This is a genomic window from Pseudomonas anuradhapurensis, from assembly GCF_014269225.2.
GTDB classification, from domain to species: domain Bacteria; phylum Pseudomonadota; class Gammaproteobacteria; order Pseudomonadales; family Pseudomonadaceae; genus Aquipseudomonas; species Aquipseudomonas anuradhapurensis.
The window spans coordinates 5150585-5172933 of sequence record NZ_CP077097.1 but is presented as its reverse complement, the minus strand read 5'-3'; the positions used below and the strand labels follow the sequence as shown (position 1 = coordinate 5172933).

22 protein-coding genes and 1 other RNA gene are annotated in these 22349 nt (G+C 64.7%); 14 read left to right on the top strand and 9 right to left on the bottom strand.

The features are described 5' to 3' along the window. Positions 1–25: 25 nt before the first annotated feature. A complete protein-coding gene (locus HU763_RS23595; protein WP_170033653.1) occupies positions 26–475 on the bottom strand; it encodes an EVE domain-containing protein in 450 nt (149 codons plus the stop codon). 179 nt (positions 476–654) lie between these two features. Here HU763_RS23595 and HU763_RS23590 point away from each other — a divergent pair, with 179 nt between their 5' ends. Then, positions 655–807: a hypothetical protein gene (locus HU763_RS23590; protein WP_170033651.1), complete on the top strand. Its 153-nt coding sequence runs from the start codon at positions 655–657 to the stop codon at positions 805–807. Positions 808–826: 19 nt separating this feature from the next. Here the strand turns inward: HU763_RS23590 and HU763_RS23585 are convergent, their stop codons facing one another. From HU763_RS23585 to HU763_RS23570, 4 genes are all read right to left on the bottom strand, one after another. Then, complete coding sequence (locus tag HU763_RS23585) at positions 827–1435, bottom strand: 5-formyltetrahydrofolate cyclo-ligase (RefSeq protein ID WP_170033649.1); 609 nt, start codon at positions 1433–1435, stop codon at positions 827–829. A gap of 81 nt (positions 1436–1516) precedes the next feature. Next, a non-coding RNA gene (gene ssrS / locus HU763_RS23580) (6S RNA) lies at positions 1517–1696 on the bottom strand. Positions 1697–1713: 17 nt separating this feature from the next. After that, the gene (locus tag HU763_RS23575) at positions 1714–2034 is read right to left on the bottom strand and encodes a cell division protein ZapA (protein ID WP_003259368.1); all 321 of its coding nucleotides are present in this window, start codon (positions 2032–2034) and stop codon (positions 1714–1716) included. Beyond that, the gene (locus HU763_RS23570) at positions 2031–2213 is read right to left on the bottom strand and encodes a TIGR02449 family protein (RefSeq protein ID WP_170034340.1); all 183 of its coding nucleotides are present in this window, start codon (positions 2211–2213) and stop codon (positions 2031–2033) included. Before HU763_RS23570 ends, HU763_RS23575 begins: the two co-directional genes overlap by 4 nt. A gap of 185 nt (positions 2214–2398) precedes the next feature. Between HU763_RS23570 and HU763_RS23565 the strand changes: the two genes are divergently transcribed. From HU763_RS23565 to gcvP, 10 genes are all read left to right on the top strand, one after another. Further along, on the top strand, positions 2399–2953 hold the full coding sequence (locus tag HU763_RS23565; RefSeq protein WP_170033647.1) for a YecA/YgfB family protein: 555 nt from the start codon (positions 2399–2401) through the stop codon (positions 2951–2953). A gap of 20 nt (positions 2954–2973) precedes the next feature. After that, positions 2974–4308, top strand: a complete 1335-nt coding sequence (pepP, locus tag HU763_RS23560; protein ID WP_186684117.1) for a Xaa-Pro aminopeptidase — start codon at positions 2974–2976, stop codon at positions 4306–4308. Next, positions 4305–5504, top strand: coding sequence for a 2-octaprenyl-6-methoxyphenyl hydroxylase (gene ubiH, locus HU763_RS23555; RefSeq protein ID WP_186684119.1), 1200 nt, complete (start codon positions 4305–4307; stop codon positions 5502–5504). The genes pepP and ubiH overlap by 4 nt, the downstream gene beginning before the upstream one ends. After that, the gene (locus tag HU763_RS23550; protein WP_186684121.1) at positions 5501–5986 is read left to right on the top strand and encodes a DUF4442 domain-containing protein; all 486 of its coding nucleotides are present in this window, start codon (positions 5501–5503) and stop codon (positions 5984–5986) included. Before ubiH ends, HU763_RS23550 begins: the two co-directional genes overlap by 4 nt. 9 nt (positions 5987–5995) lie before the next feature. After that, positions 5996–7213 (top strand): 2-octaprenyl-3-methyl-6-methoxy-1,4-benzoquinol hydroxylase, encoded by a 1218-nt coding sequence (locus HU763_RS23545; protein WP_170033639.1) that lies wholly within the window; start codon positions 5996–5998, stop codon positions 7211–7213. A gap of 211 nt (positions 7214–7424) precedes the next feature. After that, positions 7425–8426: an extracellular solute-binding protein gene (locus HU763_RS23540; RefSeq protein ID WP_170033637.1), complete on the top strand. Its 1002-nt coding sequence runs from the start codon at positions 7425–7427 to the stop codon at positions 8424–8426. 161 nt (positions 8427–8587) lie between these two features. Then, positions 8588–10210: an ABC transporter permease gene (locus HU763_RS23535; protein WP_170033635.1), complete on the top strand. Its 1623-nt coding sequence runs from the start codon at positions 8588–8590 to the stop codon at positions 10208–10210. 125 nt (positions 10211–10335) lie between these two features. After that, a complete protein-coding gene (gene gcvT / locus HU763_RS23530; protein WP_186684123.1) occupies positions 10336–11418 on the top strand; it encodes a glycine cleavage system aminomethyltransferase GcvT in 1083 nt (360 codons plus the stop codon). A 51-nt stretch (positions 11419–11469) separates the two neighbouring features. Continuing rightward, the gene (gcvH, locus tag HU763_RS23525; protein WP_186684125.1) at positions 11470–11853 is read left to right on the top strand and encodes a glycine cleavage system protein GcvH; all 384 of its coding nucleotides are present in this window, start codon (positions 11470–11472) and stop codon (positions 11851–11853) included. Between the two features lie 214 nt (positions 11854–12067). Then, positions 12068–14941 carry an aminomethyl-transferring glycine dehydrogenase gene (gcvP, locus tag HU763_RS23520; protein WP_186684127.1) on the top strand — a complete coding sequence of 958 codons (2874 nt, stop codon included), beginning with the start codon at positions 12068–12070 and terminating at the stop codon, positions 14939–14941. Between the two features lie 56 nt (positions 14942–14997). Here the strand turns inward: gcvP and HU763_RS23515 are convergent, their stop codons facing one another. The 3 genes from HU763_RS23515 to HU763_RS23505 form a co-directional block, all read right to left on the bottom strand. Continuing rightward, the gene (locus tag HU763_RS23515) at positions 14998–15312 is read right to left on the bottom strand and encodes a DUF2388 domain-containing protein (RefSeq protein WP_186671998.1); all 315 of its coding nucleotides are present in this window, start codon (positions 15310–15312) and stop codon (positions 14998–15000) included. 90 nt (positions 15313–15402) lie between these two features. Beyond that, entirely contained in the window at positions 15403–17088 is a 1686-nt protein-coding gene (locus tag HU763_RS23510; protein WP_186684128.1) for a GspE/PulE family protein, read from the bottom strand. A gap of 130 nt (positions 17089–17218) precedes the next feature. Continuing rightward, positions 17219–17524: a hypothetical protein gene (locus HU763_RS23505; protein ID WP_186684129.1), complete on the bottom strand. Its 306-nt coding sequence runs from the start codon at positions 17522–17524 to the stop codon at positions 17219–17221. 126 nt (positions 17525–17650) lie between these two features. Between HU763_RS23505 and HU763_RS23500 the strand changes: the two genes are divergently transcribed. After that, positions 17651–18121 carry an Lrp/AsnC family transcriptional regulator gene (locus tag HU763_RS23500; RefSeq protein WP_043198918.1) on the top strand — a complete coding sequence of 157 codons (471 nt, stop codon included), beginning with the start codon at positions 17651–17653 and terminating at the stop codon, positions 18119–18121. A 145-nt stretch (positions 18122–18266) separates the two neighbouring features. Here HU763_RS23500 and HU763_RS23495 read toward each other — a convergent pair whose 3' ends face one another. Then, on the bottom strand, positions 18267–19634 hold the full coding sequence (locus tag HU763_RS23495) for a CYTH domain-containing protein (protein WP_186684130.1): 1368 nt from the start codon (positions 19632–19634) through the stop codon (positions 18267–18269). Positions 19635–19749: 115 nt separating this feature from the next. Between HU763_RS23495 and argE the strand changes: the two genes are divergently transcribed. Both argE and argA read left to right on the top strand, forming a co-directional pair. Then, on the top strand, positions 19750–20892 hold the full coding sequence (gene argE / locus HU763_RS23490) for an acetylornithine deacetylase (protein WP_186684131.1): 1143 nt from the start codon (positions 19750–19752) through the stop codon (positions 20890–20892). Positions 20893–21016: 124 nt separating this feature from the next. Then, positions 21017–22315, top strand: a complete 1299-nt coding sequence (argA, locus tag HU763_RS23485) for an amino-acid N-acetyltransferase (RefSeq protein ID WP_186684132.1) — start codon at positions 21017–21019, stop codon at positions 22313–22315. Positions 22316–22349 lie beyond the last annotated feature (34 nt).

The window sequence follows — 22349 nt, the reverse complement described above, 5'->3', positions numbered from 1 at the left end:
TTGGTTTATGACCTTAGCCGCAGTTTCAACGCAAAGCGACAATCACCGCCCATTGCTCTGCAGTCACCGGCATCACCGACAGGCGGCTGCCCTTCTGTACCAGCGGCAGTTCGGCCAGGCCGGCCTGCTGTTTCAGCCAGCCCAGTTCCAGCACCCGTGGCAGCGTCTGCACATGGGCCACATCCACCGCGCTCCACGGGTTCTTTTCCGGCGTGGCCTTGGCATCGTGATAAGGGCTTTGCGGGTCCAGCGCGGTCGGGTCCGGGTAGGCCGCGCGGGTGATTCTGGCAATGCCGGCGATGCCCGGTTGCGGGCAACTGGAGTGGTAGAAGAAAAATTCGTCGCCAACGCTCATGGCCCGCAGGAAGTTACGTGCCTGGTAGTTGCGCACGCCGTCCCAGCGCGCTTCGCCGAGGCGGCCAAGGGCTTCGATGGAGAGCTCGTCGGGCTCGGATTTCATCAGCCAGTAGGCCATGGAGGTGCTCCTGAAATGGTTTGAAATAACCTGTTGCACGAAACCGACAGCCGGTTGACGTCAAGGTTTGCGTGTAGACGCAGGTTGTCGGAAAATGCGCCCCGATAAAAGCACGATGCTCCGGCGATACCCAGAAAATCGCCGAGCGCTGGACAGTTTGCCGGGGGGGGCAATCTTCGATGAATCAACGCAACAAGCCAGACTTGCTGTGGGTCTTGGTGTTCATTTTCGGCCTGGGTGTGGTCACTACCGGTTATGCGCAAGGGTTCTGGGAGCGCAAGCTGGACAATGCCTACCAGATGCCGGTCGATGCCAGCCAGCCACAACGTTGATCCCCCTCGCTGGCGCCCTTCAACGTGGCGCCAGGTACCAGCCGCGGTCCGAGACCGTGCCCTGCAGCGGTACATCCCAGCTGGCCTGCGCCAGCCGCTCGACCTTCTGGCATTCATGCGCCAGCCCTAACAGCAATGGCTTTTTCCAGGTCTGGCGACGCGCCTGGTAGGCCAGGCTGCGATCATAGAAGCCGCCGCCCATTCCCAGGCGCCCGCCCACTTCGTCGAAACCGACCAGCGGTAGCAGGATCAGGTCCAGCGACCAGATCGGGCGCTGGCGCTTGCGCTCGGTGACTGGCTCGGGAATGCGAAAGCGGTTGGGCTTGAGCTTTTCGCCCTGTTCGAAGCGCTGGAACACCATTCGTGTGCGTGGCCAGGCATGGAGTACCGGCAGGTAGACACGCTTGCCACGGCGCTGGGCCTCGCGCAGCAGCAGGGCAGGGTCGATCTCGCCGTCATTGGGCAGGTACAGGGCAATGTGCCGGGCCCGGCGGAATAGCGGGTGTTGCGCCAGCTGGCGGTACAGGCCGACAGCGGCCTGGCGTTGCTGGGCCGGGGTGAGGGCGCGGCGGGCATTGCGCAGCAGGCGGCGAAGCTGGGGGCGGGTGAGCGGCGCGGTGTCGGTCATGGCACGAGCGGTCCCAAGTGTGTTGGCCGACATGGCCGACCAAAACGAATTGCCCGCCGGTAGAGGCGGGCAAGAGAATTCAGGCTCCCCGATAAGACCGCTATCGGTGTAGCCCTTGAACCCGAAAGTTCAAGGTGGAGATTGCAGGGGGCGTTAAGGCTTTCCGTCGGGCGGACATGCACACCGGCCCCAGCGTGCAACCCCCGTGGTTGTGCGTATCGGCTCAGGGACATAACCGACTGGCGCATCCCCCAGGGAGTGGCGCCAGTATACCAACCTCAGCCGATTTTGGTATCCGCATCGTCGGACAGCGCCTGATCGACCCGCTCCAGCAGGTCGCGCACCTGTTCGCGGGTGGTACCGCCGGCCGGCGCATCATTGCGGTCTTCCTGGCGGTGCAGCATTTCGTGGGTGATGTTCAACGCGGCCATGACCGCGATGCGGTCGGCGCCGATCACCTTGCCGCTGCTGCGGATCTCGCGCATCTTGCCGTCCAGGTAGCGCGCCGCGCTGACCAGGTTGTTGCGCTCTTCCGGCGGGCAGATGATCGAATATTCCTTGTCGAGGATCTGCACGGTGACGCTATTGCTTGAACTCATGAGTCTTGCTCCAGAGCCTTGAGGCGTAAAATCATCGACTCGACCTTGCGCCTGGCGATCTCGTTCTTTTCGATGAGGTGGGCGCGCTCTTCGCGCCAGGATTTTTCCTGAGCTACTAGGAGTGCATTTTGCCGTTTTAGTTGCTCGACGCGTTGGATCAGCAACTCGAATCGGCTCATCAGTGCCTGCAGGTCGTTCTCTTGCGTGGGTTGCACTCGATTCGCTCCGTCATTGAGTCACCGTGGCGATGATGATGCCTCTCGCCGGGCGGCGACGGCCAGTGCCGATGGTCTTGGCGCGCCTGCCGGTGCTAGGATACAAGGTCTCCATTCTAGTCATTGCGCCGTCTGGCGCCTAGCTGCCCATGCCCAATACCCAATCGCCCTACATCGCCTTCGCCATGCTGCTGTCCAGCAATGGCCATCCTGTCACCCCGGCCGAACTGCACGGCCTGCTGATCGGCCGCAGTTGCGCCGGTGCCGGCTTCGACGCCGAAGGCTGGCTGGCCGATGCCGCCCAGCTGCTGGAAACCGAACCTGGCGACACTGTGCGCAACGCCCTGGTTGGCCTGCAGGAAATGGTCAAGGGCGAGCTGACCAGCGACGACATGGCGATCGTCCTGCTGCTGCCTTCCGACGACGCCGCCCTGAGCGACCGTGCCACCGCACTCGGCCAGTGGTGCCAGGGCTTCATTACCGGTTTCGGTCTGAATGCCGGTGGCAAGGAGCTGTCCGACGAGGCCAAGGAAGTGCTGCAGGACCTGGTGGCCATTTCCCAGGTCCAGGAAGCCCTCGAAGAGTCCGAGGACGGCGAGAGCGACTACATGGAGGTCATGGAGTACCTGCGTGTGGCACCACTGCTGCTGTTCTCCGAGCTGGCCAAGCCGGCCGCCCCCGCGCCCAAGCCATCGCTGCACTGATCAAGCGGGGTAGTCTGCCCATGAGCCACATTCCCAAAGCCGAATATGCCCGTCGGCGCAAGGCGCTGATGGCGCAGATGGTCCCCAACAGCATCGCCATCCTGCCCGCCGCTGCGGTTGCCATTCGTAACCGCGACGTCGAGCATGTGTACCGCCAGGACAGCGACTTCCAGTACCTCAGCGGCTTCCCCGAGCCGGAGGCGGTGATCGCGCTGATCCCGGGGCGCGAGCATGGCGAATACGTGCTGTTCTGCCGTGAACGCAACCCCGAGCGCGAGCTGTGGGACGGCCTGCGTGCCGGCCAGGAGGGCGCGGTGCGCGACTTTGGCGCCGACGATGCCTTCCCCATCACCGACATCGACGAGATCCTGCCGGGCCTGATCGAAGGCCGCGAGCGGGTCTACAGCGCCATGGGCAGCAACCCCGAATTCGACCGCCGGCTGATGGACTGGATCAACGTGATCCGCTCCAAGGCACGCCTGGGCGCCCAGCCGCCGAACGAGTTCGTTGCGCTGGATCATCTGCTGCACGACATGCGCCTGTATAAATCAGCGGCGGAAGTGAAAGTGATGCGTGCTGCCGCAGACATCTCGGCACGGGCCCACGTGCGGGCCATGCAGGCCTGCCGGGCCGGGCTGCATGAATACAGCCTGGAAGCCGAGCTGGACTACGAGTTCCGCAAGGGCGGGGCGAAGATGCCGGCCTACGGCTCGATCGTCGCGGCCGGGCGCAATGCCTGCATCCTGCACTACCAGCAGAACGACGCGCCGCTCAAGGATGGCGACCTGGTGCTGATCGATGCCGGCTGCGAGATCGACTGCTACGCCAGCGACATCACCCGTACCTTCCCGGTCAGCGGGCGTTTTTCGCCCGAGCAGAAGGCCATCTACGAGCTGGTGCTCAAGGCCCAGGCGGCGGCGTTTGCCGAAATCGCCCCGGGCAAGCACTGGAACCACGCCCACGAGGCGACCGTGCGGGTGATCACCGAGGGCCTGGTGCAATTGGGCCTGCTCCAAGGCGAAGTGCAGGCCTTGATCGACAGTGAGGCCTACCGCGCCTTCTACATGCACCGCGCCGGGCACTGGCTGGGCATGGATGTGCATGACGTGGGCGAGTACAAGGTTGGCGGCGAATGGCGGGTGCTTGAACCCGGCATGGCGCTGACCGTCGAGCCGGGCATCTATATCGGCGCCGACAATCAGGCCGTGGCGAAGAAGTGGCGCGGCATCGGTGTAAGAATCGAGGATGACGTGGTGGTGACCAGGCAAGGCTGTGAAATCCTGACTTCGGGCGTGCCGCGCACGGTCGCCCAGATCGAGGCGCTGATGCAGGCAGCGCGCAAGGACGTCGCATGAACCGGGTGAATCTGGCGATCATCGGTGGCGGCCTGGTCGGCGCAAGCCTGGCCTTGGCCCTGCAAGCCGGGGCCAAGGCGCGCGGCTGGAAAATCCTGCTGATCGAGCCATTCGCCCCCGGCGACAGCTTCCAGCCCAGCTATGATGCGCGCTCGTCGGCACTGTCGTTCGGCACCCGGCAGATCTACCAGCAGTTGGGCTTGTGGCAAGCGATCGAGCGCCGCGCCGAGCCGATCCGGCAGATTCATGTTTCCGATCGTGGCCGCTTCGGCGCTACCCGCCTGGATGCCCAGGAAGAAGGCGTGCCGGCGCTGGGTTACGTGGTGGAAAACGCCTGGTTGGGCCAATGCCTGTGGCAAGGCCTGGACACTGACGTGGTGAGCTGGCGCTGCCCGGCGGAAGTGACCTCGATGCAGGCGATCGAAGGTGGCTACCGGCTGATGCTGAACGACGACACCCAGCTTGAATGTGACCTGGCGGTGCTTGCCGACGGTGGTCGCTCCGGCCTGCGCGAACAGCTGGGCATCCATGTGCGTCACACGCCCTACCAACAAAGCGCGTTGATCGCCAATATCACCCCGGGCGAGGCCCACGGTGGCCAGGCCTTCGAGCGTTTCACCGAAGCCGGCCCCATGGCCCTGCTGCCGCTGCCGGAAAACCGCTGCGCGCTGGTCTGGACCCGCCAGGGCATGGATGCGCGGCGCCTGGCCGATATCGACGAGCGCCACTTCCTGCGCGAGTTGCAGGCGGTGTTCGGCTACCGCCTGGGCGCGCTGCGCCAGGTTGGCGCGCGGCACCTCTACCCGTTGTCGCTGATCGAGGCCGAGGAGCAGGTGCGGCCGCACCTGGTGGTGCTGGGCAACGCCGCGCACAGCCTGCACCCGATTGCCGGGCAGGGCTTCAACCTGTCACTGCGTGACGTGCAGGCGCTGGCCGAAGCATTGCTGGCCGGCCCGCAGCGGCCTGGCGACCTGACCACCCTGCAGGCTTATCAACAGCGCCAGCGCCTGGACCAGGCCTTGACCATCGGTTTTTCCGATCAGGTTACCCGCCTGTTCGGCAGCAGCCAGCCGTTGCTGGCCGCCGGGCGCAACCTCGGGCTGCTCGGGCTCGACCTGCTGCCGCCGGCGAAAAGCTGGTTTGCCCGCCAGGCCATGGGCCTGGGCACCCGCGCCGATTCGCGGGGGCAGGCATGACCGCTGATGCACGCCGGCTGGCGCGCCGCGCGCGCCTGTTGCGTTGGCGCCTGAACCTGTTCCCGCCGCACCTCGGCGCCGGTATCCGCGTGCAGCACATCAGTGCCGACCTGCGCAGCGTCAAGGTAGCGATGAAGCTGACCCGCTGGAACCGCAACTACGTTGGTACCCAGTGCGGCGGCAGCCTGTACGGCATGGTCGACCCGTTCTACATGCTGTTGCTGATCGAGCAGCTGGGGCGTGACTACATCGTCTGGGACAAGGCCGCCAGCATCGATTTCATTTCACCGGGCAAAGGCCCGGTGTATGCCGAACTCCACGTCGATGACGCGTTGCTGGACGAGATTCGCCAGCAGACCGCCACTGGCAAGAAGTGCCTGCCGCGGCTGCAGGTCGATATTCGCGACGGCGCCGGCGAGCTGGTGGCGCGGGTCGATAAAACCCTATATGTGCGGCTCAAGCCGCAAGCGAGGCTGGCGTAAGGCATGGAAATGCGCGCAGATCTGTTGATTGTCGGTGCCGGTATGGTCGGCAGCGCCCTGGCCCTGGCGTTACGCCACAGCGGCCTGCAAATCCTCTTGCTCGACGGTGGCCCGCTGGCGGTCAAGCCGTTCGATGCCCAGGCCCCGTTCGAACCGCGAGTCAGCGCGCTGTCGGCGGCCAGCCAGCGCATCCTCGAACGCCTGGGCGCCTGGGATGGCATTGCCCGGCGGCGCGCTACGCCCTACTCGGACATGCATGTGTGGGACGGCAGTGGCACCGGCCAGATTCACTTCTCGGCTGCCAGCGTGCATGCCCAGGTACTTGGCCACATCGTCGAGAACCGGGTGGTGCAGGATGGCCTGCTGGAGCGCCTGCATGACAGTGACATCGGCCTGCTAGCCAACGCGCGGCTCGAACAGTTGCGCCGCTCGGGCGATGAATGGCTGCTGACCCTGGCCGACGGCCGTCAGCTGCGCACGCCGCTGGTGATCGCCGCCGACGGCGCCAACTCGGCGGTGCGCCGTCTGGCTGGTTGCGAAACCCGCGAGTGGGATTACCTGCACCATGCCATCGTCACCAGCGTGCGTTGCAGCGCCGGGCACCAGGCCACGGCCTGGCAGCGTTTCACCGATGAAGGGCCGTTGGCGTTCCTGCCGTTGACCCGCGATGGCCAGCAGGACTGGTGCTCGATCGTCTGGTCGACCACGCCGGAGCATGCCGAGCAGTTGATGGCATTGGATGAAGCGGCCTTCGTGAAGGCCCTGCAGCAGGCTTTCGAGGGGCGCCTGGGGGATGTCCTGCAGGCCGACCCGCGGGTGTGCGTGCCGTTGCGCCAGCGCCATGCCAAGCGTTATGTGGATGAAGGCCTGGCCTTGATCGGCGATGCCGCGCATACCATTCACCCGTTGGCCGGGCAGGGTGTCAACCTGGGCTTCCTCGATGCGGCAGTGCTGGCCGAGGTGCTGGTAAATGCCTGCGAGCGTGGCGAGCGGCTGGCGGATGTGAAAGTGCTGAGCCGTTACGAGCGCCGACGCATGCCGCACAACCTGGCGCTGATGGCGGCGATGGAAGGGTTCGAGCGGTTGTTCCAGGCCAACCCGTTGCCGTTGCGCTGGTTACGTAACACTGGCTTGAAGCTGGTGCAGCAGATGCCGGAGGCCAAGGCGCTGTTCGTGCGCCAGGCGCTGGGTTTGACCGGTGATCTGCCGGATCTCGCCAAGGCATGAGATTGCTGGAATCTGTGGGAGCGGGCATGCCCGCGAAACAGGCAACGCGGTGTATGGCGCCGGCTTTGCCGGTGTTCGCGGGCATGCCCGCTCCCACAGGAACCTCGCAACTGTTATCCCTCTGCAACATCCAGTAACGGCTAGGTAGATGAGCCGGAAAATGGGATTCACTACCATTTGCGCCTCTCATACGATCCGAGGAGCGCTTTCCATGTTGCCACGCAAGCCCCTACTGGCCGCCCTGGCCCTGACCCTGTTCGGCGGCACTGCCCAGGCGGCGGACGAAGTGGTGGTGTACTCCTCGCGCATCGACGAGCTGATCAAGCCAGTGTTCGATGCCTATACCGCCAAGACCGGGGTGAAGATCAAGTTCATCACCGACAAGGAGGCCCCACTGATGCAACGCATCAAGGCCGAGGGCGACAACGGCGTGGCCGACCTGCTGCTGACCGTCGATGCCGGTAACCTGTGGCAGGCCGAGCAGATGGGCATCCTGCAGCCGATCCAGTCCGACATCATCGACCGCAACATCCCGCCGCAGTACCGCGCTTCGTCGCACGACTGGACTGGCCTGAGCCTGCGCGCGCGCACCATCATCTACTCCACCGAGCGGGTCAAGCCGGAGGAGTTGAGCACCTACGAGGCCCTGGCCGACAAACAGTGGGAAGGCCGCCTGTGCCTGCGTACGGCAAAGAAGGTGTACAACCAGTCGCTGACTGCCACCCTGATCGAGACCCACGGCGAGGCGAAGACCGAGCAGATCGTCAAAGGCTGGGTCAACAACCTGTCCACCGACGTGTTCTCCGATGACAACGCGGTGATCCAGGCCATCGAGGCCGGCCAGTGCGACGTGGGCGTGGTCAACACCTATTACTACGGCCGGCTGCACCAGCAGAACCCGAAACTGCCGGTGAAGATCTTCTGGCCCAACCAGGGTGACCGTGGCGTGCACGTGAACCTGTCCGGCATCGGCCTGACCAAGCATGCGCCACACCCGGAGGCGGCGAAGAAACTGGTGGAATGGATGACTACTGAAGAGGCGCAGAAGCTGTTTGCCGACATCAACCAGGAGTTCCCGGCCAACCCCAAGGTCAAGCCATCGGACGAAGTGGCGGCGTGGGGCAGCTTCAAGGCCGACAGCATTCCGGTGGAGATCGCCGGCAAGCGTCAGGCTGAAGCGATTCGCTTGATGGACCGGGCTGGCTGGAACTAAGCGCCAGGCTTTATCCTTCCGGGGCTTATCAGGCCTTTTCGCGGGCACGCCCGCTGCTACAGGTTGGCCACTGCCTTTGGCGCATGTGGGGTCCCTGTGGGAGCGGGCATGCCCGCGAACGACCGCAAGGCGGTCGCAAATCATCCACAGAGACATTCTACTTGCCGCACACCGCCCAACGCCGCTGGTACCTCCCGGTCGCCCTGATCGCCGCCCTGGTGCTCCTGCCCCTGAGCGTGTTGCTGCTGTCGTGGCAGTCGATCGACCTGCAGATCTGGTCGCACCTGCTCGACACCCAGATGAGCCGCCTGCTGGGCAATACCCTGACGCTGGTGGTGGGCGTTGGCATCGGCGTCACCCTGCTGGGTGTCAGCCTGGCCTGGCTGACCAGCCTCTGCGAGTTCCCCGGCCGGCGCTGGCTGGACTGGGCGCTGATGCTCCCGTTCGCCATCCCTGCCTACGTGCTGGCGTTCGTCTTCGTTGGCCTGCTGGACTTCGCCGGCCCGGTACAAAGCGCCTTGCGCGAGCTGTTCGGGCCAATGCGCCTGCCGCGGGTGCGTTCGACCGGTGGGGTGATCATCGTGCTGGTGCTGGTGTTCTACCCCTATGTCTACCTGCTGGCGCGCAGCGCCTTCCTGGCCCAGGGCAAAGGCCTGATGGAAGCGGCGCGGGTGCTTGGGCTGTCCCCGCTGCAAGCATTCTGGCGCGTGGCGCTGCCCATGGCGCGGCCGGCTATCGGCGCCGGGATAGCCCTGGCGTTGATGGAAACCCTGGCGGACTTCGGCGCCGTGGCGGTGTTCAACTTCGACACCTTCACCACCGCCATCTACAAGACCTGGTACGGCTTCTTCAGCCTGTCCAGCGCAGCCCAGCTGGCCAGCCTGCTGTTGCTGGCGGTGATGCTGGTGCTGTACGGCGAACGCCGGGCACGCGGCGCCAGCCGCAGCGGCAACGAGCGCCCGCGCGGGCAGGCGCTGTACCACCTGCGTGGGATCAAGGCGTTGCTGGCCAGTGGCTGGTGCCTGCTGGTGTTCGCCTGCGCCTTCGTCATCCCGCTGTTGCAACTGCTGAGCTGGTTCTGGCAGCGCGGCCGGCATGACCTGGACGAGCGCTACGTCGGCCTGGTGCTGCACACCCTGTACCTGGGCGGCATGGCGGCGCTGGTCACGGTGAGCGTGGCGCTGCTGCTGGCCTTTGCACGGCGCCAGGCACCGACGAATGCCATCCGCGCCGGGGTCGGCCTGGCCAACCTGGGCTATGCCTTGCCTGGTTCGGTGCTGGCGGTATCGATCATGCTGGCCTTCAGCTACCTCGATAACCAGCTGGTCATCCCGCTGTCCAGCTGGCTGGGCGGGGCTGGCAAGCCACTATTGCTGGGTAGCCTTGCTGCGTTGCTGCTGGCCTACCTGGTGCGCTTCATCGCGGTGGCTTACGGGCCGCTGGAAAGCAGCCTGGAGCGTATTCGCCCGTCGCTTCCCGAGGCATCGCGCAGTCTGGGTGTCGGTGGCATGAGATTGTTTTTCAAGGTGTATCTGCCGCTGCTGGTACCGGGTGCCCTCAGCGCCGCCTTGCTGGTATTCGTCGACGTCCTCAAGGAAATGCCGGCCACCTTGCTGATGCGCCCGTTCGGCTGGGACACCCTGGCCGTGCGGGTGTTCGAGATGACCAGCGAGGGTGAGTGGGCACGTGCATCGCTGCCGGCACTGAGCCTGGTGCTGGTGGGGTTGCTGCCGGTCATCGGCCTGATTCGCCGTTCGGCTCGTCGACCCGGTCACAGTCACTGAGGGTGTCAGCCCGCGCCCTTGCGGCTACAATGCGCGGCACTCGCGCGGCGGGTCCTGTACAAGAAGAGCTGACGACCCAACGTCATCGACCGCCGCCGCTTCGCCACGCCCGGAAGGAGAAACCCATGGGACAGCGCACGCTTTTGTACGACCTGCACCTGGCGCTGGGCGCCAAGACGGTCGATTTCGGTGGCTGGGACATGCCCCTGCACTATGGCTCGCAGGTCGAGGAGCACCATCAGGTGCGCAGCGATTGCGGGGTGTTCGATGTGTCCCACATGACCGTGATCGATGTCGACGGCAGCGACGCCACTGCCTGGTTGCAGCGCCTGCTGGCCAACGACGTGGCCCGTCTCGACGATATCGGCAAGGCACTGTACAGCCCGTTGCTGCAGGAGCAGGGCAAGGTCATCGACGACCTGATCGTCTACCGCACCGAAACCGGCTACCGCCTGGTCACCAACGCCGCCACCCGGGCCAAGGTACTCGATTGGCTGGCCGCACAGCGTGCCGGTTTTGCCGTGGATTTCCGGGCCCGTCCCGATCTGGCCATCCTCGCCATCCAGGGCCCGCATGCACGCGAAAAGGTCGCTGCCCTGCTCAGCCCTGCGCGCGCCGCGCTGATTCGCGAACTGCGCCCATTCGAGGGCATTGCCGAAGGCGACTGGTTCATTGCCCGCACCGGGTATACAGGTGAAGACGGCCTGGAGATCATCCTTCCTGGCGAGCAGGCCGTGGCCTTCTTCAACGACCTGGTCGGCGCCGGTATTGCCCCAAGCGGCCTTGGCGCCCGCGACACCCTGCGCCTGGAAGCCGGCATGAACCTGTACGGCCAGGACATCGACGAAGCACACACACCACTCACTTCCAACCTGGGCTGGAGCATCGCCTGGGAGCCCGCCGAGCGCGACTTCATCGGCCGCGCCGGCCTGCTGGCGGAAATCGAACAAGGTGTACAGGAAAAACTGGTCGGCCTGGTGCTGGAAGAGCGTGGTGTACTGCGTGCCCACCAGGTGGTCCGGGTGGCAGGGATTGGCGAAGGGGAGATCACCAGTGGTAGTTTCTCGCCTACGCTGAGCAAGTCCATTGCCCTTGCACGCGTACCCATGGCCACCGGCGACCGGGCCGAGGTGGAAATTCGCGGTAAGTGGTACCCGGTGCGGGTGGTCAAACCGACCTTCGTGCGCCACGGCAAGATCCTGATCTGAACAATTTTCAACCGGCGGGCGTACCGCTGAGCCAATCGAGGAATTCAAGACATGAGCGATATCCCTAGCGACCTGCGTTATGCCAAAAGCCATGAGTGGGCCCGCCTGGAAGCCGACGGCACTGTGACCGTGGGTATCAGCGACCACGCCCAGGAAGCCCTGGGTGACGTGGTGTTCGTCGAACTGGCCGAGGTCGGCAAGGCGTTTGGCGCTGGCGACGCCGCCGGTGTGGTCGAGTCGGTGAAGGCCGCTTCGGACATCTATGCCCCGGTGGGTGGCGAAGTGATTGCGGTCAACGAGGAGCTGGCTGAAAGCCCGGGACTGCTCAACGAAGCACCTTACGAAGCGTGGATCTTCAAGCTGAAGCCAAGCAACCCGGCCGAGCTGGACAAGCTGCTGGATGCTGCTGGCTACAAGGCTGCCATCGGCGAGTAACAGCAGGATCCTTGGGGCTGTTTCGCAGCCCTATCGACACCAGGCCGGTCCTATAGGCGATCGCGATCCATTGTAGGAGCGGCCTTGTGTCGCGATAGGGGCGCAAAGCGCCCCCGGCAGTCGCCAGGCGAAAACAAGTTTCCCCGCACAATCGGCAATCCCTTCCTAGACTTGTAAGTCTCCATGAGAGCTGTTCCAGGAAGAGAGCGTCGTCATGTCCCAGTCGCCATCCCTGCATCAACTGCAAGAGCCCAACCCTTTCCTGCGTCGTCACCTGGGCCCCGATGCTGCAGAGCAGCAGGCCATGCTCAATGCGCTTGGCGTCGCCAGCCGCAGTGAGCTGATCGAGCAGACCGTACCGCCAGACATCCGTCTCGATCGCCCGCTCGACTTGCCCGCTGCGCTGGACGAACAGGCCGCCCTGGCCAAACTCGCCAGCTACGCCGAACAGAACCAGGTCTGGACGAGCCTGATCGGCATGGGCTACCACGGCACCATCACGCCGACGGTCATCCTGCGCAACGTGCTGGAAAACCCCGGCTGGTACACCGCCTATACCCCGTATCAGCCCGAAATCGCCCAAGGCCGGCTGGAGGCGCTGCTGAATTTCCAGCAGATGGTCATCGACCTTACCGGGCTGGCCCTGGCCAATGCCTCGCTGCTCGACGAGGCTACTGCTGCCGCCGAAGCCATGGCATTGGCCAAGCGGGTGGCACGCAACAAGAGCAAAGCCTTCTTTGCCGACGAACATTGCCACCCGCAGACCCTGTCGGTGCTGAAGACTCGCGCTGAGGGCTTTGGCTTCGAACTGATCGTCGACGCTGTGGATAACCTTGGCAAACACGCGGTATTCGGTGCTTTGCTGCAGTACCCCGACACTCATGGCGAAGTACGCGACCTGCGCCCGCTGATCGACCAGTTGCACAGCCAGCATGCACTGGCCTGTGTGGCGGCGGACCTGCTCAGCCTCGTGCTGTTGGCGCCGCCTGGGGAACTGGGTGCGGATGTGGTACTGGGTTCGACCCAGCGCTTTGGCGTACCGATGGGGTATGGCGGCCCTCATGCGGCCTATTTCGCCTGTCGCGACGACTACAAGCGGGCCATGCCGGGGCGCATCATCGGCGTATCGCGCGATGCCCGTGGCAACACCGCCCTGCGCATGGCCCTGCAAACCCGCGAGCAGCATATTCGCCGCGAAAAGGCCAACTCCAACATCTGCACGGCGCAGGTGCTGCTGGCCAACATTGCCGGCTTCTACGCGGTCTACCATGGCCCCGAAGGCCTGCAGCGCATCGCCCAGCGTGTGCATCGGTTGACCTTCATCCTGGCCGCCGGCCTCGAAGCCAAGGGTATCCGGCGGTTGAACCAGCATTTCTTCGACACGCTGACCGTGGATGTCGGTGGCGCCCAGGCGGCCATCATCGAAAGCGCCGAAGCTGCGCAGGTCAATTTGCGTATCCTTGGCCGCGGGCGCCTGGGCGTGAGCCTTGACGAGACCTGTTCGGAGCAGACGGTGCTGCGCCTGTTCGACATCTTCCTGGGCGTGGACCACGGCCTGGACATTGCCGCTCTCGACCAGCTCGCCCTGCCCGAAGGGATTCCAGCGAGTCTGGTGCGGCGCACGCCGTTCCTCGCGCACCCGGTGTTCAACCTGCACCACAGCGAAACCGAAATGCTGCGCTACCTCAAGCAGCTGGAGAACAAGGACCTGGCGCTGAACCAGTCGATGATCCCGCTGGGCTCGTGCACCATGAAGCTCAACGCCACCAGCGAGATGATCCCTATCACCTGGCCGGGCTTTGCTCAGTTGCACCCGTTTGCCCCAGCCGCCCAGGCCGCCGGCTACAAGGCGATGATCGACGAACTGGAAAGCTGGTTGTGCGCCATTACCGGCTTCGATGCCATCTGCATGCAGCCCAATTCCGGTGCCCAGGGCGAATATGCCGGCCTGATGGCCATCACCCGCTACCACCGCAGCCGTCACCAGCCGCAACGCACCTTGTGCCTGATCCCGTCCTCAGCCCACGGTACAAACCCGGCCTCGGCGCAGATGGCCGGCATGGAGGTGGTGATCGTTGATTGCGACGACCATGGCAACGTTGACCTGGCCGACCTCAAGGCCAAGGCGCACGCCGCCGCAGACCGCCTGTCGTGCCTGATGATCACCTACCCGTCGACCCACGGCGTATACGAAGAGGGCATTCGCGAAATCTGCGAAGTTGTGCACCAGCACGGTGGCCAGGTGTACATGGATGGCGCCAACCTCAATGCCCAGGTGGGGCTGGCGCGCCCGGCCGATATTGGCGCCGACGTTTCCCACATGAACCTGCACAAGACGTTCTGCATACCCCACGGCGGTGGCGGCCCCGGCATGGGCCCGATCGGCATCCGCGAGCACCTCAAACCGTTCGTTGCCAGCCACCCGGTGGTGCCGGTACCCGGCCTGGAGCCGAACAACAGTGCAGTCAGTGCCGCGCCCTGGGGGAGTGCGAGCATCTTGCCGATCAGCTGGATGTACATCGCCATGATGGGCCCACAGCTGGCTGATGCCAGCGAAGTGGCGATCCTTTCGGCCAACTACCTGGCCAGCCAGTTGAGCGGCGCCTTCCCCGTGCTCTACCGCGGGCGCAACCAGCGGGTGGCGCATGAGTGCATCCTCGACCTGCGCCCCCTGAAGGCGCTGACCGGTATCAGTGAAGAGGATGTGGCCAAGCGCCTGATGGACTATGGCTTCCATGCGCCGACCATGTCCTTCCCGGTGCCGGGCACGCTGATGGTCGAGCCGACGGAGAGTGAGTCGAAGGCCGAACTGGACCGGTTCGTCGAGGCGATGCTGGCGATTCGCGCGGAAATCGGCGAAGTGCAGGAGGGTAACTGGCCGGCGGAGAACAACCCGCTCAAGCATGCGCCGCATACGCTAGCTGACGTGCTGGGGGCGTGGGACAGGCCCTATAGCCTGGAGCAGGCGGTGGCGCCCAGTGCTCACGTACGACAGCACAAGTACTGGCCGACGGTGAACCGGGTCGACAACGTTTATGGGGACAGGAATCTGTTCTGTGCTTGTGTGCCGGTGGAGGCTTATCGGTAGGGCTGCAGATCGCTGTTGAATGCTTCGCGGGCATGCCCGCGAAGCAGGCGACGCGGTTACTCGGCTACGGCATTCTTGGCCAGAATGGCATTGGCCAGTTCCATGTCGGTGGCCTGCAGGCCCGGGTTCTCGGCGCGGGCCTGACGAATTGCCGCTTCCAGGAACGGCCCACGAATCGCGCCTTCGCTGGCCACGAAGCTGCCGGCGTCATCCTGCGCCGCCATCACCAGCTTGTGGTCCCCCGAGGTCAGGTAGCTCGATGCCGTGGTAGCACCAGTGGTCATCACGTTACGCCAGAAGGTATCGGCCATGGCCGAGCCAATAGGCAGCGAAAGCAAGGCAGCGGCGGCGATGGCGGTTTTGAGACGCATGTTGAAACACCTCGAAAGGGGTGAGGGTTGAAGATGCGCGGTTGGATTTGCGGCAACGAGCTAAGTTCCTTGAATACAAGCCGTTTTTGCCTACGAACAGACCCGTAGCACTTCCTCTTGTCGGGTCTGCCCGCAGGCTACCTTGGTCTCCCCACAAGTCCGCAAGTCGAGCAGGCCATCGGCCTTTGCCTGGCGCCGCAAACTGGCCAGATCGCTGCCGGGGCCTATTTGTGCGCGCAGGCTATCGCTGGGCACCAGCAGTTCGAACAAGCCAGTGCGGCCGTGGAACCCAGTGCCCCGGCAGGTACGGCAGGGCTGGGCGGCGGGCATTGTCACTGCGCCGCGGCAATCTGCGCACAGCGTACGCACCAGGCGCTGAGCCATGACGCCTACCAGGGTCGCCTTGATCAGGTAGTCGGCCACGCCCAATTCCTGCAGGCGGGTGATTGCACTGCAGGCGTCGTTGGTATGCAGGGTGGATAGCACCAGATGACCGGTCAGCGCCGCCTGTACCGCCACCAGGGCAGTTTCGCGGTCGCGAATTTCGCCGATCATGATGATATCCGGGTCCTGGCGCAGCAGGGCCCGTACCCCATTGGCAAAGCCCAGGTCCAGGGCGGGCTGTACCTGCAACTGATTGAATGCGGGCTCCAGGCGCTCGATGGGGTCCTCGATGGTGCACAGATTGACTTGCGGCGTGGCCAGCAGCTTGAGGCTGGCGTACAGCGTGCTGGTCTTGCCGGAACCGGTCGGGCCGGTGACCAGGATGATGCCCTGGCGCTGCTGCAGCAGGCCTTGCCATTGCGCCAGTTGCGACCCTTCCAGGCCGAGGCGATCGAAGCCCTCTTGCAACTGTTGCGGGTCGAACAGGCGCAGCACCAGTTTCTCGCCGAACGGGGTCGGCAGGGTCGACAGCCGCAGCTCCACCTCGGCGCCGCCAGGCAGGCAGCTTTGCAGGCGGCCATCCTGTGGCCGGCGTTTTTCCGCGACGTCCATGCGTGCCAGATGTTTCAGGCGGCTGACCAGCGCCAGGGTGACCCCGGCCGGGAAGGCATACACGCAGTGCAGCAGACCATCGATGCGGTAGCGCAGCTGGCCCTGGTCACGGCGGGGCTCCAGGTGGATGTCGCTGGCGCGTTGTTCGATGGCGTACTGCAGCAGCCAGTCGACGATATGCACGATATGGGCGTCGTCGGCGCTGGCCTCGGCCTGGCGCTTGCCCAGTTCCAGCAGCTGCTCGAGTTCACCGAGGCTGGCCGATTGCTGGTTTTGCGCACCCTTGACCGACTGAACCAGCCGGTGGAATGACTGTCCTGCCTGACGAATCTGCAGCGGGCTGGCCAGCACGCGACGTATCGGCCGGCCCAGGCTGCGGGCCAGGTCGGCCTGCCAGTCATCCTGGTACGGCTGGGCGCTGGCGACTGTGACACCGGTGTCGTCGGCGGCGACGATGAGAATGCCATGGCGCTGGGCGAAGGCAGGGGAGATCAGGCCGCTGATCTGCGTCAGGTCGAGTTGCATCGGGTCGATGCGCAGATAGGGCTGGCCGACCCTGTGGGCCAACCATTGGCAGAGGCGATCCAGGTCCAGGGGCTGACCGGGGTGCTGGCGGTCCTCCAGGGCGCAGGCGGCGATCTGCTCCAGTGGGTGAGTGCTGGGGTGGGTGTTGGCGTGCTCAAGTACTGGCAGGGTGTCGTTGGCGTGCAGGTGCTGGTCGGCGAGCAGGGCCTGGAGCACGCGCCTGAGGTCGAGTGCCGGGTTGTCGGGGGTGTGCATTGGGGCGTCCGTGCCTGATGGGGAAGTGCTGATCAAGCCTAGCCGGGCGCTGGAAAATGGTTGGCGTGAAGCGTTTCTGAATCTTGCTGTTTGCGCTGGTAAACCCGTTTCCACAGAAACAGCGAACCGTTCACACCACAGACAGCTCCATCCGCTGCAGGTTGGTCAGGCTCACCTCGCCCACACACACCAGGTTACGCAGCTTTTGCGCGATCACTTCGGCCCGGTGCCAGCTCAGGCCGCCGATGCCGACCTCGATGTCCAGCCAGTCATCCTGCTGGCTGACCTGCACGCTGTGCGGGGTCAGGAATTGCAGGGCGAACAGGTTGAGGACCCGGCACAGGCTGTCAGGCTCGGCTTCGGCCTGCAGGCGGTAGTGCACGGTGCTGTGGGCGTTGGTGGCGGCCCAGGCGTCGGTACGGGATTGTGCGTTCATGCTGGTCTCCGCAGATGTGGGAGAAATTCTTGCACGTTGGCAGGGGTATTTTTTCGCTATGATTCAATCAATTCGCTGTATTGGCGAATAGAAGTGTTCGTAGTTTGACTTTCTGGAGAATAATCAATGCACAGCGAGCTGGACGCCTACGACCGCCGCATCCTCGAGCTCTTGCAGGAGGATGCTTCGCTCTCCAGTGCGCAGATCGCCGAACGTGTGGGGCTGTCGCAATCGCCGTGCTGGCGACGCATCCAACGCTTGAAGGAGGAGGGGGTGATCCGTGGGCAGGTGACACTGCTGGACCGCAAGAAGGTCGGCCTGAATACGCAGATCTTCGCCGAAGTGAAACTGAATGCTCATGGCCGCTCCAACTTCACCGAGTTCACCGAGGCGATCCGCGGGTTTCCGGAGGTGCTGGAGTGTTATGTGCTGATGGGGTCGGTGGACTTTCTGCTGCGGATCGTTACGTCGGATATCGAGGCTTATGAACGGTTCTTCTTCGAAAAGCTATCGAACGTGCCAGGGATTCAGGAGGTGAACTCGATCGTGGCGCTGTCAGAGATCAAGTCCACCACCAGCCTGCCTCTGTCGCGGTGAAGCAACGCTATCCCCTGTAGGAGCGGCCTTGCGTCGCGAAAGGGCCGCGAAGCGGTCCCGGCGATATCAGCATCGTGGGGGCGCTTCGCACCCCTTTCGCGACGCAAGGCCGCTGCACAAAGGCTGCATGAGCCTTCAGAAGGGCTCAAGCCTTGAGCAAGTGCTTCCAGCCGCGGCTCTGGTCGACAACCCGGGCCTGCTCGACACGCGCTTCCAGCACCTCATCGCTGATCGGCTGCTCGGCCAGCTCGTGCAGCTTCTTCAGGTCGCCGTACAGGCGGTCCATCTGTGGTGCCTCCAGCACCTGGCGGGCATGGTGCAGCCAGGCCAGCAACTGCTCGATACGCGGCAATTGCTCGGCCAGGTCTTCCGGGCGCTGGGTGTACAGCGGCAGCTTCAACGCACGGCCCTCTTCGCCCAGCAGGTGTGCCAGCCAGCTGGCCAGTTGCGCCTTGCCCTGGCGCTCGCCACGGCCCTTGCGCTCCACGGTCCAGGCACGCGCCAGCAGCCAGCGCGAGGTTTCCAGCGAGAACTGGCCCCAGCGCACGTCCTCCAGCTCTTCGGCGAACTGTTCGGGGGCGGCACGGCGGATGTCTTCGTCATCGTTGCCAGCCTGCACCAGCGGGCGCCAGTCTTCCAGCAGCGCGTCGAGGCTGCTGCGCAGCTCGCGGGTGGTGGCGCGCGGGGCGGCCTGGCCCAGGCTGGCGGTCAGGGCCCGCAGTTCGCTCAGGCACTCGACCCAGTCCTGCAGCAGGCGCCAGTGACCGTTGTGGCGGTACTGCTCGGCCAGGCGCTGGCTGCTGCCCAGCAGTTGCCAGGCCAGCGCGGCGTAGGCATCGTCCACGGCGGTTTCGGCTTCCAGCTCGGCGTGTGGCAGGCCCAGCTCGTAGCTGTCCGGCTCCAGCAGGCGGTAGCCGCGCTCGGCCTTGCTGATGTCGCAGGGCATCAGCGGCAGGCTGGCGGCCAGCTCGGCAGCCAGTTCCAGCAGGGCCTGGGGCTCACCTTCGCGCAGCTCCAGTTCCAGCTCGCAGATCTCTTCCTTGCGCTTGCCGGCGATCACGAAGCCTTGGTCAAGCGCCGCCTCGATCACCACCTTGCTCTTGCCACGGCCCCAGGCGATTTCGGCGTATTCACGGCTGAAGTCGGTGGTGAACAGCGGTTTGATGGTTTTCTTGTCGAGGTCGGCCAATTGCGCGGGCCAGCAGGTGGCGTCGAGCTTTTTCAGGTCGAGCTTGACCTTGTCCAGCGGCCATTCGTACTCATTGCGCTCGGACAGGCCGGCGACGCTCTGGCCGCGGCACTTGAGGGTCTGGATGATGGCCTCGCCGTCGCGGCGCAGGCGCAGGGCGACACGGGCGGCGGAAAGCTCGCGCTCGGGTGTGTCGAAGTACTGGTTGAGCAGTTCGCGGGTCTGCCAGCCGGACTTGTTGCGCTTTTTCAGCAGAGGGTGCTCGCGCAGGGCGGCAAGGGTCTCGCGGCTGGCGCGGAGCTTGAGTTCGGTTTCTTTGTGCATCACAGGCTCGAAGGAGGGGCGTGGTTGGCGGAGAGTCTACAGCAGTCGGCCGTCAACGGTTTATTCCAGACAGCGGATAGTCCTATGATGGGGGACGTTTCCGAGGAGTACGGGCATGCCGTTGCCAATGTTGAAAGACCAGTTCGCCGCCTTGATTGCCGCGCCCTCGGTCAGTTGCACCCAGCCCGCACTGGACCAGTCCAACCGCCAAGTCATCGACCTGCTGGCCGGCTGGCTGGGCGACCTTGGCTTCAACTGCGACATCCGCCAGGTCAGCCCCGGCAAGTTCAACCTGCTGGCCAGCCGTGGCAGTGGCCCAGGCGGCCTGGTGCTGGCGGGGCACAGCGACACCGTACCGTATGACGACCAGCTATGGGCCAGCGATCCGCTGAAGCTGACCGAAGTCGATGGCCGCTGGGTCGGCCTGGGCAGCTGCGACATGAAGGGGTTCTTCGCCCTGGTCATCGAAGCGGTTATCCCGCTGCTGGAGCACGACTTCAAGCAACCGCTGCTGATCCTGGCCACCTGTGATGAAGAAAGCTCGATGTCCGGGGCCCGCGCCCTGGCCGACGCCGGCCAGCCGCTTGGCCGGGCGGCAGTGATCGGTGAGCCCACCGGCCTGCGGCCGATCCGCATGCACAAAGGTATCCTGATGGACCGCATCGACATCCTGGGGCGTAGCGGTCATTCCTCGGACCCAAGCCTGGGCCGCAGCGCCATGGAGGCCATGCACGCCGTGATGGGCGAATTGATGGGCCTGCGCCAGCAATGGCAGCAACGCTACCGCAATCCGCAATTCACCGTGCCGACCCCGACCCTTAATTTTGGCTGCATCCATGGCGGCGACAACCCCAACCGCATCTGCGGCCAGTGCGCCCTGGAGTTCGACCTGCGCCCGCTGCCGGGCATGGACGTGGAGCAACTGCGCGCGGCCATCCGCGACAAGCTGGCACCCGTGGCAGAGCGCTTCGAGGTGCGCATCGACTATGCGCCGCTGTTCTCGGAGGTGCCGCCATTCGAGCAGGCTGCCGACGCCGAACTGGTGCAGGTGGCGGAGCGTCTTACCGGCCATCGTGCCGAAGCGGTGGCGTTCGGCACCGAAGCACCTTATCTTCAGCAACTGGGCTGCCAGACCATCGTGCTGGGCCCTGGCGACATCGCCTGTGCCCACCAGCCCGGCGAATACCTTGAAATGTCACGAATCGCGCCTACCGTGCGTCTATTGCGTGACCTGATCCGGCATTATTGCCTGGACTAAACGTCAACCCAATTGATTCGTTCCTGCCTAGAGGAGACCGCGCGTGACCGCAAGCCTGTTCCGACGATGATCCTGAACGCCCCCTGTATCGCCGTTCTCCGTCCACTTATCCACAGGCCCTGTCATGCCCGACTACGTCAACTGGCTGCGTCATGCCTCCCCGTACATCAACGCCCATCGCGACTGCACCTTCGTGGTCATGCTTCCTGGCGATGGGGTGGAACACCCTAATTTCGGCAACATCGTCCACGACCTGGTATTGCTGCACAGCCTTGGCGTGCGTCTGGTGCTGGTGCATGGTTCGCGCCCGCAGATCGAGAGCCGCCTGGCCAACCGTGGCCTGACCCCGCACTACCACCGTGGCCTGCGCATTACCGATGCCGCCACCCTGGATTGCGTGATCGATGCCGTCGGTGCCCTGCGCCTGGCCATCGAGGCGCGCCTGTCGATGGACATCGCCGCTTCGCCGATGCAGGGCTCGCGGCTGCGCGTGGCGTCCGGCAACCTGGTCACGGCGCGGCCGATCGGCGTGCTCGAAGGGGTGGACTACCACCATACCGGCGAAGTGCGCCGGGTCGACCGCAAGGGTATCAGCCGCCTGCTCGACGAGCGTTCCATTGTGCTGTTGTCGCCGTTGGGCTACTCACCCACGGGGGAAATCTTCAACCTGGCCTGCGAAGACGTAGCCACCCGTGCTGCCATCGAGCTGGGTGCCGACAAGCTGCTGCTGTTCGGCGCCGAGCCGGGCCTGCTGGATGAGGACGGCAAGCTGGTGCGCGAGCTGCGCCCACAACAGGTTGCCCCGCATCTGCAGCGCTTGGGCAGCGACTACCAGGCTGAATTGCTGGATGCTGCTGCAGAAGCCTGCAAAGGCGGGGTGGCGCGTAGCCATATCGTCAGCTATGCCGAGGACGGAGCCCTGCTGACCGAGCTGTTTACCCGTGGCGGTGGCGGTACGCTGGTTTCGCAGGAGCAGTTCGAAGTGGTGCGCGAGGCGACCATCGATGATGTCGGCGGCCTGCTGGAACTGATCAGCCCCCTGGAAGAGCAGGGCATCCTGGTGCGCCGTTCGCGCGAAGTGCTGGAGCGGGAGATCGAGCAGTTCAGCGTCGTCGAGCGCGAAGGCATGATCATCGCCTGCGCGGCGTTGTACCCGATTGCCGACTCCGATGCCGGCGAGCTGGCGTGCCTGGCGGTGAACCCGGAGTACCGTCACGGCGGGCGCGGCGACGAGCTGCTGGCGCGTATCGAGGGCCGGGCGCGGGAGGCGGGGCTCAAGACCCTGTTCGTGCTTACCACGCGCACCGCGCACTGGTTCCGCGAGCGCGGGTTCGCACCGAGTGGCGTGGAGCGGCTGCCGGCGGCGCGGGCTTCGCTGTACAACTACCAGCGCAATTCGAAAATCTTCGAGAAGCCTCTGTAAGCCTGTACCGGCCTCTTCGCGGGCTCGCCCGCTC

What these genes read in the sequence shown, in the direction of transcription:
- HU763_RS23595 (WP_170033653.1), bottom strand. Translation starts at nt 475, where the DNA reads ATGGCCTACTGGCTGATGAAATCCGAGCCCGACGAGCTCTCCATCGAA.
- HU763_RS23590 (WP_170033651.1), top strand. Translation starts at nt 655, where the DNA reads ATGAATCAACGCAACAAGCCAGACTTGCTGTGGGTCTTGGTGTTCATT.
- HU763_RS23585 (WP_170033649.1), bottom strand. Translation starts at nt 1,435, where the DNA reads ATGACCGACACCGCGCCGCTCACCCGCCCCCAGCTTCGCCGCCTGCTG.
- HU763_RS23575 (WP_003259368.1), bottom strand. Translation starts at nt 2,034, where the DNA reads ATGAGTTCAAGCAATAGCGTCACCGTGCAGATCCTCGACAAGGAATAT.
- HU763_RS23570 (WP_170034340.1), bottom strand. Translation starts at nt 2,213, where the DNA reads ATGAGCCGATTCGAGTTGCTGATCCAACGCGTCGAGCAACTAAAACGG.
- HU763_RS23565 (WP_170033647.1), top strand. Translation starts at nt 2,399, where the DNA reads ATGCCCAATACCCAATCGCCCTACATCGCCTTCGCCATGCTGCTGTCC.
- pepP (WP_186684117.1), top strand. Translation starts at nt 2,974, where the DNA reads ATGAGCCACATTCCCAAAGCCGAATATGCCCGTCGGCGCAAGGCGCTG.
- ubiH (WP_186684119.1), top strand. Translation starts at nt 4,305, where the DNA reads ATGAACCGGGTGAATCTGGCGATCATCGGTGGCGGCCTGGTCGGCGCA.
- HU763_RS23550 (WP_186684121.1), top strand. Translation starts at nt 5,501, where the DNA reads ATGACCGCTGATGCACGCCGGCTGGCGCGCCGCGCGCGCCTGTTGCGT.
- HU763_RS23545 (WP_170033639.1), top strand. Translation starts at nt 5,996, where the DNA reads ATGCGCGCAGATCTGTTGATTGTCGGTGCCGGTATGGTCGGCAGCGCC.
- HU763_RS23540 (WP_170033637.1), top strand. Translation starts at nt 7,425, where the DNA reads ATGTTGCCACGCAAGCCCCTACTGGCCGCCCTGGCCCTGACCCTGTTC.
- gcvT (WP_186684123.1), top strand. Translation starts at nt 10,336, where the DNA reads ATGGGACAGCGCACGCTTTTGTACGACCTGCACCTGGCGCTGGGCGCC.
- gcvH (WP_186684125.1), top strand. Translation starts at nt 11,470, where the DNA reads ATGAGCGATATCCCTAGCGACCTGCGTTATGCCAAAAGCCATGAGTGG.
- gcvP (WP_186684127.1), top strand. Translation starts at nt 12,068, where the DNA reads ATGTCCCAGTCGCCATCCCTGCATCAACTGCAAGAGCCCAACCCTTTC.
- HU763_RS23515 (WP_186671998.1), bottom strand. Translation starts at nt 15,312, where the DNA reads ATGCGTCTCAAAACCGCCATCGCCGCCGCTGCCTTGCTTTCGCTGCCT.
- HU763_RS23510 (WP_186684128.1), bottom strand. Translation starts at nt 17,088, where the DNA reads ATGCACACCCCCGACAACCCGGCACTCGACCTCAGGCGCGTGCTCCAG.
- HU763_RS23505 (WP_186684129.1), bottom strand. Translation starts at nt 17,524, where the DNA reads ATGAACGCACAATCCCGTACCGACGCCTGGGCCGCCACCAACGCCCAC.
- HU763_RS23500 (WP_043198918.1), top strand. Translation starts at nt 17,651, where the DNA reads ATGCACAGCGAGCTGGACGCCTACGACCGCCGCATCCTCGAGCTCTTG.
- HU763_RS23495 (WP_186684130.1), bottom strand. Translation starts at nt 19,634, where the DNA reads ATGCACAAAGAAACCGAACTCAAGCTCCGCGCCAGCCGCGAGACCCTT.
- argE (WP_186684131.1), top strand. Translation starts at nt 19,750, where the DNA reads ATGCCGTTGCCAATGTTGAAAGACCAGTTCGCCGCCTTGATTGCCGCG.
- argA (WP_186684132.1), top strand. Translation starts at nt 21,017, where the DNA reads ATGCCCGACTACGTCAACTGGCTGCGTCATGCCTCCCCGTACATCAAC.